The organism is Ensifer sp. VA4 (assembly GCF_055710065.1).
Genome location: NZ_JBVQPO010000010.1, coordinates 1 through 13,077 on the forward strand (window position 1 = coordinate 1; position 13,077 = coordinate 13,077).

Here is a 13,077-nt window from a genome sequence, read left to right on the forward strand (position 1 = left end):
CAGCGCGTGAAAATGGCGTTGAAAGTCATCGTATCTACAGCGAGTTGGGGCACAAGGCCGGAATTGCGAATGCCGGGATCATTGCCGGCATTGCCAAAGCCACCACAGGTGACCCCGAGGCAGGCGGCGCTTTGATCGCGGAGTCATTCGAACTGGCAAAACTGATCGGCGACGACCATGGAACCGTGGTTGCCCTTATTGCAATTGGGGAAGGAACACGCGCCGAAGGGGACGACGCGGCTGCCGAGGCCTACTATCTGGATGCCCTCAAACTGCTCGACAAACTGGGTGACACCTATTGGCATGGCCACCTGTTGCAAAACCTTGCCCATTTCAGACTGCACAACGGTGACTGGAGGGACGCTGCGGCGCTCGCCGGCCAGGCCTTGGCGATCGGCGAGAGATATGACTACCCAATGGTCGTGAACCTCGCTATCGCAGCGATAAGCGGCGTGCTCGCAGCGAAAGAGGATTGGGACGGTGCTGCAGAAATCATCGGGGCAGTGAATGGTCGTCTTGCTCGCCTGGGCGTCCGGTTTGAACCGACAGACGATGCCGATTTTCAAAGAATCGTGTCTGCGGTTCGCAAGGCATCAGGAAACAAGCGATTCGCCCACTCGAGCGAAAAAGGCGCCAAGCGCCCATGGGAGGAGATACTCTCGTCATGCCGCGCCGCCGTTGCAAGTTAGGGGCTGTTCTAGGATCGTTTCTCGAATGGCGACCACGCCCGGTCAACCGTTCTCGATGCGGCGCGGAAGTACAAGTCTCGGTGCAATCAGGCCCCCGCAACCAAAGTCCAATACATACATAGAGCCCGCAAGGTGAAAGCCTGCGGGCTTTCGACGTTTAAAGGGCTGCAAAAAAAAGGGCGAGGGACAAGATACATTGCGTATCAGGCACTGCCGGCGGCCGTAGTCCCTTGGTGATCCCGCGCCGAAAGCCAGGTGCTGGTCTCCGTGAGGATCTCGTTGGACAGGGCAGGATCGTCGGCCATTCGGGCCAGGATCAGCGCGCCCACCATGGCAGACCAGGTTCCGATCGCGGCGCGGCGCCGATGTGCTTCGTCTGGGCCGGGTGCTACTTTGCTGAGGCGCGCGAATTGCCGCCTGAGTCCCGCGGTCATTTCGGCGCGCGCTTCCGCTGGTTGACGGATGACTTCCGATGCCAGAGCGGCAACCGGACAGCCATGGCCGAAATCGTCGCGATGCTCCGGGGAAAGATAACGGCTCGCAACAGTCGCCAGGTCCACGGACAGAGGCTCACCCTCACCTTGCAATTCGGCCAGCGTCTGGGCAATCAGATCGTCCTTGGATTTGAAGTAGCCGTAGAAGCCGCCATGGGTGAGACCGGCCGACTTCATCACATCCGTCACTGTGACGGACTCGAAACCACGCTCCCGGAACAGCCGACCGGCGGCCTCCAGAATGGTTCGCTTATTCTCTTCAACCTGCTGTCGGCTCACGCGCATCATCGTCTCCCAAAATTTCCTTTGACTTTATACATGATGTCCATCATATATCCAAATGCATGATGATCATCATGTATAAAACAAAGGAGCACACTCGATGAGCAAGAAGCCTGCAGTCCTCGTAACCGGTGCTTCCACCGGTATCGGCGCCGTCTATGCGGAGCGATTTGCGCGCCGCGGTCACGATCTCATTCTCGTCGCCCGCAATGCCGTTCGCATGGCAGCGCTTGCCGAGCGCTTGCGGAGCGAAACCGGTGTCGATGTGGACGTCGTTCCCGCCGACCTGACGGACGAGCAGGATCTGGCCAAGGTCGAGCAGCGCCTGAGAGAAGACGGTCGCATCGGTGTTCTGGTCAACAATGCCGGCACATCGATCCCGCGCGGCTTCCTTCAGCAGAAGAGCGAAGACATTTCGAAGCTGATCGCGCTCAACGTCACGGCCGTCACCAGGCTCGCGCATGCTGCAGCACCTCGTTTTACCGAGAGGGGAGACGGGGCGATCATCAACATTGCCTCGGTCGTTGGCCTTGCTCCGGAGATGGGCGCCACCGTCTATGGCGCGACCAAGGCCTTCGTGCTGTTTCTTTCCCAGGGGTTGAACGTCGAACTGGCAGGAAAGGGCGTCTATGTGCAGGCGGTCCTGCCCGCTGCGACGCGCACCGAAATCTGGGATCATGCGGGCGTCGATGTCGAGACGCTTGCCGGCGTGATGGAGGTCGGTGATCTCGTCGACGCAGCCTTGGTCGGCTTCGATCGCCGCGAGTTGGTGACGATCCCGCCGCTGCCGGACGCAGGCCAGTGGACCGGGTTCGACGCCGCGCGCCAGGCAATGCTCCCGAATTTCGCACAGTCCGAACCGGCTGAGCGTTATCGCTCTGCTGCATGATCAGATGGCGGGACCGGGAGCCGACGACCCTGTCGGCTCCCACGACGATAGGACAGCAAGGCGCTGGCCAGGCGGCCAGCGCCTTGCTGCCTTATCACCCGCCGTACCACCGTCGACAATGTCCGGACGTTTGCCAAGCGCCCCCGGACTGGTAGAGATTGAGGGGCAAGAATCGCCATTGCAGGCCGTTTGCGGCTGCGGTCGGGGATTCCGCCTTCAAAACGACGTCGATGATACGAGCGCAAATCGATGAAAAAGTTCAACCTGGGAACAACCGATCTCCCCGTTTCATCCGCCGTTCTCGGCCTCATGCGGATCGCCGATCTCAGCGACGATGCCATTCGCCGGCTCTATGGCAAGGCGCGCGACGTCGGCATCACCGTCTTCGATCACGCGGACATCTACGGCGGTGAGCTGCACGCCTGCGAGCGCCGCTTCGGCGACGCGCTCCAGCTGAAGGCCGCCGAGCGCGAACAGATCGTCGTCCAGAGCAAATGCGGGATCCGGCGCGGTTACTTCGATTTCTCCCGCGATCATATCCTCCAGTCGGTCGACCGGTCGCTCGCGGCACTGAAGACCGATTACCTCGATCTTCTGTTGCTGCATCGGCCGGATGCGCTGGTCGAGCCCGAGGAGGTGGCGGACGCCTTCGACAAGCTGCAGGCGGCCGGCAAGGTCAGGCATTTCGGCGTGTCCAACCACACGCCACGGCAGATCGATCTCTTGAAGACGGCCGTGCGCCAGCCGCTGGTCGCCAATCAGATTCAGCTCAGCATTGCGCACGCCCCGTCCGTTGCCTTCGGCATCGCTGCGAACATGGCGGGCCTGGAGCAGTCGATCGATCGCGACGGCGAGGTCGTCGTCTATTCGCGGATCAACCGCATGACACTGCAAGCCTGGTCGCCGTTCCAGCAGGGCTTTTTCGGTGGCGTCTTCGTCGGCGATGAGACCAATTACCCGGAGCTCAACCGTGTGCTGGACGAACTCTCCGGGAAATATGCCGTGTCGCCGTCGGCCATCGCTTTTGCCTGGATTGCCCGGCATCCGGCCAACATTCAGGTGGTCTTGGGAACGACGAGTCCTGAGCGGCTGGCAGACATCGTGCCCGGAGCCGACATCACGCTGTCGCGCGAGGACTGGTATCGCCTTTTCACCGCCGCAGGCCACGTGCTCCCCTGACATCCATCTTGCTGCTAAGCACATACGAAAGGGCCCGCTCGGATGTGAGCGGGCCTTTGGCTTTTGGGCGTAACGCGCTACAGCGTCGCGCGTCTTATGAGACGCGCAAAGGTCGCTGTAGCACTTTGATTTGCTGCATGTCTTTGTCGTTAAATCGAGGTCGATTTAAGGAGATATGCATAGTGGATCAGGTGCGCGGCTTCAGGTTCTCGGGATCGTAGAGCGGCTTGTAGCCGACACCCACGACTTCGACCGGATAGGTCTCGGCGAAATACTCGACATTCAGCTTGCGGCCGACCTGGCAATGGGACCAGGGCAGATAGGCAAGCGCGATGTTCTTGCCGATCGTGGGCCCAAAAGCGATGGAGGTGGTGTAGGAGCGACGGCCGAGTTCGTCGATCAGAACCTTGCCGGTTTCCGGGTCCATAACCGGCAAGTTACCGACCGGGTAGCGCTTCACGCCATTCCTGTCGGTGTTGTCAGTCATGACGAGCGTGCAGAGCATGGCGGGCTGGTGCTCGCGCGCCTTGTACTCCAGGTGCTTTGCCTTGCCGCGGAAATCCACGTCCTTGACCTTCGGACGGGCAAGGTCGGCCTCGATGAGGTTGTACTGGGTGAGAAGATCGGCGTTCTGCAGGCGCAGGCTCTTTTCCATGCGGCGCGAGTTCGCATAGGTTTCGACGCCGAAGGCCATGACGCCGGTGGCGCGCAGCGCGTCCCAAACGGCGAGGCCATCTTCGTACTTCATGTGCAGTTCCCAGCCCTGTTCGCCGACATAGGAGATGCGGAAGGCCGTGACCTTTTTGCCGGCGATCTCGATCGGCTTGATCGCGGCGAAGGGGAAGTTCTCGATATCGAGGCCGGCCGGATCGGCAACCACCTTCTTCAGCGTTTCGCGGGCGTTGGGCCCCCAGATGCCGATGGTGATGAACTTCTCCGAAACGTCGGTGATGGTGACGTCGAGGCCGCGATCTTCCGCGACGCGGCGCATGTAGTGGAAGTCGCGCGGCCCGGCATCGGCGCCGTTCACGAGGCGGCAGCGGTCGGCCATGCGGAAGACGGTGAAGTCGGCCCGCACCATGCCCTCGTCATCGAGGAAGTGGGTGTAGATGCCCTTGCCGATGTTGCCGTCGCCACCGATCTTGGCGGCGCAAAGCCACTCGAGCAGCTCGACATGGTCAGGACCCTCGATATCGACCATATGGAAGTGCGACAGGTTGACGATGCCGCAATCCTCGCTCATCGCCAGATGTTCGGCGTTGGAAACGCGCCAGAAGTGGCGGCTGTCCCACTCGTTCTCGCGCACCGGGACGCGGTCACCGTATTTTTCCAGCAGGTGCTCGTTGGCGGCGTAGCCATGGGCGCGCTCCCAGCCGCCGAGTTCCATGAAGTAGCCGCCGAGCTCCTTCTCGCGCTCGTAGAAGGGCGAGCGCTTGACGTTGCGGCCGGTGGCATAGGGCTCGCGCGTGTGCACGGCCGGGAAGTAGATCTTCTGCGCCGCCTCGAAGCAGCGGCCCTCGATGAACTTCTCCTCGAGCTGGTGCGGATAGAAGCGGGAATAGTCGATCGAGGCATGGTCGATCTCGGTGCGGCCGTCGGTCATCCAGTCGGCGATCAGCTTGCCGTAGCCGGGGCCGTCCTTCACCCAGATGGCGACGCAGTACCAGAGGCCGCGCACCTTCTGGCTCTCACCGCAGGAGGGGCCGCCGGCGGCCGATACTTGCAGCAGGCCGTTGAAGGAGTGGCTCTCGTTATAGCCGAGTTCGCCGAGGATCGGCGTCAGTTCCATGGCGCGCTCGAGCGGCTCGATGATCTGCTCCATCTCCAGGTCGCGCTGCGAGGGCGACAGGCGTGCCTCGTGCTTTTCGAGGATGTCGCGCGGATGGCAGAGGCGGGGATTGGTGGTCTCGTAATAGCCCCACTCGATCTGGCCGCCTTCGGTGGTCTTCGGGTCGCCGGTGTCGCGCATATAGGCCGAGTTGCCCTGGTCGCGCAGCAGCGGGAAGCCGATTTCCTTGCCGGTGCCTTCGAATTCGTTGTACGGGCCGAAGAAGGTGAGCGGATGGTCGACCGGCATGACCGGAAGGTCTTCGCCGACCATTTCGGCAATGAGGCGGCCCCAGATGCCGGCGCAGACGACGACGTGGTCGGCCATGATGGTGCCGCGATGGGTGACGACACCCTTGATACGGCCGTTCTCGACGATGAGCGACTTTGCCGGGGTGTTGCCGAAGACCTGCAGCTTGCCGGACTTTTCCGCCGCATCGACCAGCTTGCCTGCAACCGTCTGCGAGCGCGGGATGACGAGGCCGGCATCCGGGTCGAACATGCCGCCCATCACCTGGTCTTCCTCGATCAGCGGGAACATCTTCTTGATCTCGGCCGGCGAGACATAGTGTGCGCGGGTGCCGAAGGCCTTGGCGGAGGAAAGCTTGCGCTTGATCTCTTCCATCCAGACGTCGTCGCCGGTGCGGGCGACTTCCAGGCCGCCGATGCGGGCGTAGTGGCCCATCTTCTCGAAGAAGTCGATCGAATACTGCGTCGTCCAAACCGACAGATAATCGTGGCTGGTCGTGTAGCAGAAGTCGGAGGCGTGTGCCGTCGAACCGATATCGGTCGGGACGCCGGATTTGTCGATACCGACGATATCATCCCAGCCGCGCTCGATCAGGTGGTGCGCGATCGAGGCACCCACGATGCCACCCAGCCCGATGATTACGACCTTCGCCTTTTGCGGAAACTCTGCCATTGATTGCGACCCTAGTTGGATTGGATGCCGGATTTTAGGGCTTGATCCGCCGTGACTAGAGCCTGTCTACGACATTATCATCAAACTGCACGACCAGAGCCGGGCAATCTGTGGATGGCGAAGCGAGAGCTGTTGAGACGGTCATGCCACTGATTTCGTGAGAAAAAGCGCCCGCCGGCGCGAATGGGACTTTTCCACCATACAGCAAAATCGAGCGCATTCGAATGCGTCATCGCAGTGCGTCGATCATGTCGGTTTGAGATCGGAATGATCACTACAGCCGCACTGAAGCAATGGACGTTCAACGGCGCCACCTTTCGGTTGGCGCCGTTTGCGGTCACGGTGCGGCGCCGAAGAAGGCGAGGCGGGTGAAGAGCACGTAGTGCGATTCCGAAACCATGAGCGCCACGAGCACGAGCACCAGCAGGGGCGGCAGCAGGATCGCATAGATCAGCGCCAGCCGCTCCCAGGCCATGTGCATGAAGATCGCCACGATGAGCCCGGCCTTCAACACCATGAAGATCAGGATCAGGGACCATCTGAGATAGCCCTGCAGCCCGAGATAGTCGACGAGATAGGAGAAGGTGCTGAGCACGAAGAGCAGCAGCCAGACCACCAGGTAGAGCCCGATCGGGTGCTGCTGGTGTTCATGCGCTGGCGCCTGCACCTGCGCCTGAGCTTGCGGTACCGTGCCGGTGTGTGCCGTCGTCTCTGCCATGGCCATGCCTCACCACAGATAGAAGAACGCGAAAATGAAGACCCAGACGAGGTCGACGAAGTGCCAGTAGAGGCCGGTGATCTCGACGATCTCGTATTGTCCCTTGCGGCTCGTGAAGAAGCCGCGCCTGCCGGTGTCGAAGTCGCCGCGCCAGACCTTGCGGGCAATGATCAGCAGGAAGATGACGCCGATGGTGACGTGCGTGCCGTGGAACCCGGTGATCATGAAAAAAGTCGAGCCGAACTGGGCCGCTCCCCAAGGATTGCCCCATGGTCGCACACCCTCGGTGATCAGCTTCGTCCATTCGAAGGCCTGCATGCCGACGAAGGTGGCGCCGAAGAGGGCGGTCAGCAGCATGAGAAGCGCGGTCTTCTTGCGGTCGCGGCGATAGCCGAAGTTGACGGCCATCGCCATGGTTCCGCTGGAGGAGATCAGGATGAAGGTCATGATGGCGATGAGGATCAGCGGCACGTCGGTACCGCCGATGTGCAGCGCGAACACCTCGCTCGGATTGGGCCAGGGAACGGCGGTCGACATGCGCGCCGACATGTAGGCGATGAGGAAGCAGCCGAAGATGAAAGTGTCGCTGAGGAGAAAGATCCACATCATGGCCTTGCCCCAGGAGACGTTCTTGAACGCCCGCTGATCGGAGGCCCAGTCCGCGGCAAGGCCGGCAAGGCCGGTCGGGCGATGGAGCGGTTGTCTCACAGGCGAATGTGTCTCGGCGGACATGCCACGGCTCCTCAAGTCAAGAGTTGCCGGCAGAGCTCGACGAAATCATTGGCCCAGCCGGAAAAGAGCGCGAAAAGCACCAGCCAAACGGCCAGCATGAAATGCCAATAGGTGGCGCAAAGCGTGATCGACAGCACGGCCTTTTCGCCCATCGGGCCGGTACGCGTCTTAACGATCACCCGGGTAAGCGCGAACAGGCCGCCGAGGATGTGGAGGCCATGCATGCCAGATATCATGTAGAAAAAGCTGTTGGCCGGATTGTCGGCGAGCAGATAGCCGGCATCGCTGAGTTCGCGCCAAGCGAAGACCTGGCCGGCGAGGAAGGCCAGCCCCGCGGCAAGGGCGGCGATCAGTGCCGTGCGGCTCGTGTCGTCCTGGTGACGCTCGGCCGTCACCCGTGCTGCGTGGAGCAGCAGGCTGCCGAGCCCGAGGATGGCGGTGTTGAGCCAGAGGATCCGGGGCATCGGCGTCGACCACCAGTCGGTGGATGCCATGCGCATGAAATAGGCGCTCATGAAGAGGGAGAAGAGGGCTGCGACGACCGCGAGGAAGACGCCAAGGCCGATCTTCGCGGGCGGGATCGAAGGCCGATCGTGCGGGCGGAGATCGTAGGTGTGGCCGACCTCTAGCCACGGCTTGGAGAAGAGCCGCTGCCGGCTGAGCCACCAGCCAGCGATCGTGAGGATCACCACCAGGAAGATGAGGGCGACGTTCATGAGGCTCCCTCCGGCGCAAGGCCGGCCGAACCCGGCTGGTTCTGCGGAATGAAGTCTTCGGGCGCCCCGGGAACGCTGTAGTCATAGGCCCAGCGATAGACGACCGGCAGTTCCTTGCCCCAGTTGCCGTGACGCGGCGGCGTTTCCGGCGTCTGCCATTCGAGCGTCGTCGCCCGCCAGGGATTGCCGCCGGCCTCGCGACCATGGCGGATGCTCCAGACGAGATTGAACAGGAAGATGATCTGCGCGGCGCCGACCACCAAAACCATGATGGTGATGAATTCGTTGAGCGTATGGGCAGAGGCCGGGACGAAGGCGGTTTCGCCCATTTCATAGTAACGGCGGGGAACGCCGATCAGGCCGAGATAGTGCATCGGAAAGAAGATCAGATAGGCGCCGATGAAGGTGACCCAGAAATGCAGATGCCCCATTGGGCCGTTGAGCATCCTGCCGGTGATCTTCGGATACCAGTGATAGATCGCGCCGAAGATCACGAGGATCGGCGCGACGCCCATGACCATGTGGAAATGGGCGACGACGAACATCGTGTCGGAGAGCGGCACGTCGACGACGACGTTGCCGAGGAACAGGCCTGTCAGCCCGCCATTGACGAAAGTGACGATGAAGGCGAGTGCAAAGAGCATCGGCAGGGTCAGGTGGATGTCACCACGCCAGAGCGTCAGCACCCAGTTGTAGACCTTGATCGCCGTCGGCACGGCGATGATCAAGGTCGTCGTGGCGAAGAAAAAGCCGAAATAGGGGTTCATGCCGCTGACATACATGTGGTGCGCCCAGACGATGAAGGAGAGCGCGCCGATGATGACGATCGCCCAGACCATCATGCGGTAGCCGAAGATGTTCTTGCGGGCATGGGTGCTGATGAGATCGGAGACGATGCCGAAGGCAGGCAGCGCGACGATATAGACCTCCGGATGGCCGAAGAACCAGAAGAGGTGCTGGAACAGGATCGGGCTGCCGCCGCCGTGCTGCAACTGCTCTCCCATCTCGACGATCGCCGGCATGAAGAAGCTGGTGCCGAGCACGCGGTCGAACAGCATCATGACGCAGGCGACGAAGAGGGCGGGGAAGGCAAGCAGGGCCATGACCGTTGCCGTGAAGATGCCCCAGACGGTGAGCGGCATGCGCATCAGCGTCATGCCGCGCGCGCGGCCCTGGAGCACGGTCACGACATAGTTGAGGCCGCCCATGGTGAAGCCGATGATGAAGAGAATGAGGGACGAGAGCATCAGGATGATGCCCCAGTCCTTGCCGCCGGGTGTGCCCGAAAGCACTGCCTGTGGCGGATAGAGCGTCCAGCCCGCCCCGGTCGGTCCACCGGGCGCGAAGAAGCTCGCGACGAGCACGAGCACGGCGAGCAGATAGAGCCAGTAGCTCAGCATGTTGGCATAGGGAAAGACCATGTCGCGCGCGCCCAGCATCAGCGGGATCAGGTAGTTGCCGAAGCCGCCGAGGAAAAGCGCGGTCAGAAGGTAGATCACCATGATCATGCCGTGCATGGTGATGAACTGATAGTAACGATCCGCGTCGATGAAGGCGAAGGCACCGGGAAAGCCGAGCTGCAGCCGCATCAGCCAGGAAAGCACCAGGGCGACCATGCCGATGGCAATGGCGGTCGACGCATATTGTATGGCGATGATCTTCGCGTCCTGGCTGAAGACGTAGCGTGTCCACCAGCTATGGGGATGGTAGAGCTCCACGTCCTCCACTTCCGCCGGGCCAATCGGTTCGCCCGTACCTGACCGGATGTCGACCATATGCGAGAACCTCCCAACACCGGGTCATTTCAACGAAATGATCCAACGCTTTGAACCATGCAATTCCGCGTGGTGAGCCGCGGAATTGTTCTCGCCGTCGGGGCGCGTCGTCCTACTGCGCCGCGGCGGCGTTTTCTGCCTGTGCCGTTTGCTTCGTCTCAGTTGCTGCCATCATCTGCGAAAACGTTTGCTGGCTCGAAAGCCAGGTTTGGTAGTCGGCGGCGTTGTCGACGACGACCGTGCCGCGCATCTGTGGATGCCCGGTCCCGCACAGTTCGGCACAGAGCACCTCGAAGGTGCCGGTGCGCGTCGGCGTCAGCCAGAAATAGGTGACCATGCCCGGCACCATGTCCATCTTGGCGCGGAACTCCGGTACGTAGAAATCGTGCAGAACGTCGACGGAGCGCAGCAGGATCTTGACGGGCTTTCCGACTTCCAGATGCAGTTCGCCGCCTTCGATGATGACGTCATCCAGGGCTGCCGCATCATTGCGATTGAGGCCGAGCGAATTCTCCGGGGTGACGTCGCGCGTCTCGGAGGTTCCGAGCTTGCCGTCGGCGCCGGGCAGGCGGAAGCTCCACAACCATTGCTGGCCGACGACCTCGACCTCGGCGGCACCGTTTGGCACGGTGACGAACTGATGCCAGACGAAAAGGCCGGGTGTCAGCATGGCGGCGACGCCAAGCGTCGTGCCGCCGGCGAGCCATCCTTCGAGCTTCCGGTTTTCCGGTTCATAGGCCGCCCGGTTTCCCGGGCGATGGCGAAAACGGAGAACACAATAGGCCATGAAGAGCACCACGGCGACGAAGACGACGCCGGTGATCCAGAAGGTGATGATCAGCGTATTGTCGATGTAATTCCAGTTGGACGCGATCGGCGTCCACCACCATGGGCTCAACAGATGGAACAACACCGACCCGACGGCCAACAAAACCAGAATAACTACCACGGCCATTTCTGTCCCTCCTCGCCGCTCGCGGCTGTGGGCATGAATACGCAATCCGTAGAGCCTGCTGCATGTTTCCTTTAATCGTAGCCGATCAAAAGACCAAAACATGCAGGAATTCAAAGTTCTACAGCGACCTTTGCGCGTCTGATAAGACGCGCGGCGCTGTACTGCAATTATTGCACGAACGCAAAACAGTCGCAATTCGCCGTCTCGCCATGGGCGGCGCTTGCTTCTAATCTTTCTCGGCTACTGCGAATACTGCTTGAGATAGGCGATGAGGTTGGAGATTTCCGTGTCGTCCTTCAGTCCGGCAAAGGCCATCTTGGTGCCCTTCACCTTGGCCTTGGGGTTTTTGAGATAGTCGCGCAGCGTTGCCTCATCCCAGACAAGGCCGCCCTTACCGGCTTCGACCATCGCCTTGGAATAACTGAAATCGGGATGCGTGCCGGCGGTCCGCCCCAGCACGTGATTGAGCGAAGGGCCGACCTTGTTGGTATCGCTGTCGGCGATATGGCAGGTGGCGCATTTCTTGAACACGGTCTCGCCGGCGGCGGCATCGCCCTCTTGCGCGAGGGCAGCGATCGGACAGAGCGAAGTTGTCGAAAAGGCAAGGGCAACAACAAAATTTCGCATGACACTTCCTCAAAATCGCCGGGCGCAGGCAAGGAAGGCTATCGTCAGTTCGTCGTCTTGGCGGTGCTTGCTTCTCTCAATTGGCGCCACGGGCGGTTGATACTTGCGACATTGAAACGGTACGCCTCGCTTTGTGGAAGTCAACCGCCGCAGCCGACCGTTCGCCGGCTGCGCCTAAATTTTCACCAGAGGGATCGGCCGTCAGACGCGATTGCCGGCGGCGTTGAAGAAATGCAATCGCTCGACCGGCAGCCGTACGGGAAGCGAACCCGAGGCATTCAGGAACCTGCGGTCGTTGGTGAACGCCTTGAAGCCGGAGCGGCCGAAGGAGAGATGCAGGATGATGCCGAAGCCGGTCGGCTCGACCAGGTCGACGGTGGCCTTGAGCGCATCCGGTGCTTCCGCGCCGATTTCCACATGCTCCGGGCGGATGCCGAGGGTCGCCCGGGCGCCGTCGGTCAAGGCGGGATGCGGCTGTGCGGGGATGACAACGCCGCCTTCCGTTTCGAAGCGCGGGGCGGTGCCGTTCAGGTAGGTGCCCTCGAAGAAGTTCATTCCGGGCGAACCGATGAAGCCGGCGACGAAGAGGTTGGCCGGCCGGTCATAAAGATCGAGCGGGCTGCCGACCTGCTGCACGAAGCCGCCGTTCATGGCAACGATCCGGTCGGCAAGCGTCATCGCCTCGATCTGGTCATGGGTGACGTAGATCGAGGTCGCGCCGAGATCCTTGTGCAACTTCTTGATCTCGGCGCGCATCTGCTCGCGCAAGCGGGCGTCAAGATTCGAGAGCGGCTCGTCGAACAGGAACGCCTTCGGCTCGCGCACGATGGCGCGCCCCATGGCGACGCGCTGGCGCTGGCCGCCGGAAAGCGCGCGGGGCCGGCGTTCGAGCAGCGGATCGAGGCCGAGCTTGGCGGCCGCACTGGAGACGATGCTCGCGATCTTCTCCTTGGCGGTCTTCCGGAGCCTCAGGCTGTAGCTCATGTTCTTGGCGACCGACATGTGCGGATAGAGCGCATAGGACTGGAACACCATGGCGATGTCGCGGTCTTTCGGCGCCAGCTCGTTGACGCGTTTTCCGGCGATGCGGATTTCGCCCGAGGTCACGCTTTCGAGCCCGGCGATCATGCGCAACAGCGTGGACTTGCCGCAGCCGGACGGGCCGACCAGCACGACGAATTCGCCGTCGCCGATCTTCAGGTCGACATCGTGCAGGACCGGGTGGATGCCGTAGGATTTCTGGATGTTGGCGATATCGATGGAAGCCATGGG

The 13,077-nt window shown here is 61.6% G+C and carries 11 protein-coding genes and 1 pseudogene; 3 read left to right on the forward strand and 9 right to left on the reverse strand.

From position 1 onward, the window contains the following. A pseudogene (locus AC0C6X_RS18070) lies at positions 1-689 on the forward strand (adenylate/guanylate cyclase domain-containing protein); the annotation flags it as partial. A 203-nt stretch (positions 690-892) separates the two neighbouring features. Here the strand turns inward: AC0C6X_RS18070 and AC0C6X_RS18075 are convergent. Further along, on the reverse strand, positions 893-1,468 hold the full coding sequence (locus AC0C6X_RS18075; protein ID WP_472954467.1) for a TetR/AcrR family transcriptional regulator: 576 nt from the start codon (positions 1,466-1,468) through the stop codon (positions 893-895). 97 nt (positions 1,469-1,565) lie between these two features. Between AC0C6X_RS18075 and AC0C6X_RS18080 the strand changes: the two genes are divergently transcribed. Continuing rightward, on the forward strand, positions 1,566-2,354 hold the full coding sequence (locus AC0C6X_RS18080) for an SDR family NAD(P)-dependent oxidoreductase (RefSeq protein ID WP_472954470.1): 789 nt from the start codon (positions 1,566-1,568) through the stop codon (positions 2,352-2,354). 249 nt (positions 2,355-2,603) lie between these two features. Next, positions 2,604-3,533, forward strand: coding sequence for an aldo/keto reductase (locus AC0C6X_RS18085; protein ID WP_472954472.1), 930 nt, complete (start codon positions 2,604-2,606; stop codon positions 3,531-3,533). 187 nt (positions 3,534-3,720) lie between these two features. On the opposite strand, the gene AC0C6X_RS18090 is transcribed toward AC0C6X_RS18085, so the two are convergent. From AC0C6X_RS18090 to AC0C6X_RS18125, 8 genes are all read right to left on the reverse strand, one after another. Continuing rightward, entirely contained in the window at positions 3,721-6,282 is a 2,562-nt protein-coding gene (locus tag AC0C6X_RS18090; RefSeq protein WP_173517659.1) for a GcvT family protein, read from the reverse strand. A 337-nt stretch (positions 6,283-6,619) separates the two neighbouring features. Next, positions 6,620-7,000, reverse strand: coding sequence for a cytochrome C oxidase subunit IV family protein (locus tag AC0C6X_RS18095; protein WP_173517658.1), 381 nt, complete (start codon positions 6,998-7,000; stop codon positions 6,620-6,622). Between the two features lie 9 nt (positions 7,001-7,009). Then, positions 7,010-7,732, reverse strand: a complete 723-nt coding sequence (locus AC0C6X_RS18100; protein WP_173517657.1) for a heme-copper oxidase subunit III family protein — start codon at positions 7,730-7,732, stop codon at positions 7,010-7,012. 11 nt (positions 7,733-7,743) lie between these two features. Further along, positions 7,744-8,448, reverse strand: a complete 705-nt coding sequence (locus AC0C6X_RS18105) for a cytochrome c oxidase subunit 3 (RefSeq protein WP_472954475.1) — start codon at positions 8,446-8,448, stop codon at positions 7,744-7,746. Next, the gene (ctaD, locus tag AC0C6X_RS18110) at positions 8,445-10,223 is read right to left on the reverse strand and encodes a cytochrome c oxidase subunit I (protein ID WP_247958686.1); all 1,779 of its coding nucleotides are present in this window, start codon (positions 10,221-10,223) and stop codon (positions 8,445-8,447) included. The genes AC0C6X_RS18105 and ctaD overlap by 4 nt, the downstream gene beginning before the upstream one ends. 112 nt (positions 10,224-10,335) lie before the next feature. Beyond that, on the reverse strand, positions 10,336-11,178 hold the full coding sequence (locus tag AC0C6X_RS18115) for a cytochrome c oxidase subunit II (RefSeq protein WP_472954478.1): 843 nt from the start codon (positions 11,176-11,178) through the stop codon (positions 10,336-10,338). A gap of 240 nt (positions 11,179-11,418) precedes the next feature. After that, on the reverse strand, positions 11,419-11,805 hold the full coding sequence (locus AC0C6X_RS18120) for a c-type cytochrome (RefSeq protein WP_173517653.1): 387 nt from the start codon (positions 11,803-11,805) through the stop codon (positions 11,419-11,421). A gap of 201 nt (positions 11,806-12,006) precedes the next feature. After that, positions 12,007-13,074: an ABC transporter ATP-binding protein gene (locus tag AC0C6X_RS18125; RefSeq protein ID WP_247958684.1), complete on the reverse strand. Its 1,068-nt coding sequence runs from the start codon at positions 13,072-13,074 to the stop codon at positions 12,007-12,009. Positions 13,075-13,077 lie beyond the last annotated feature (3 nt).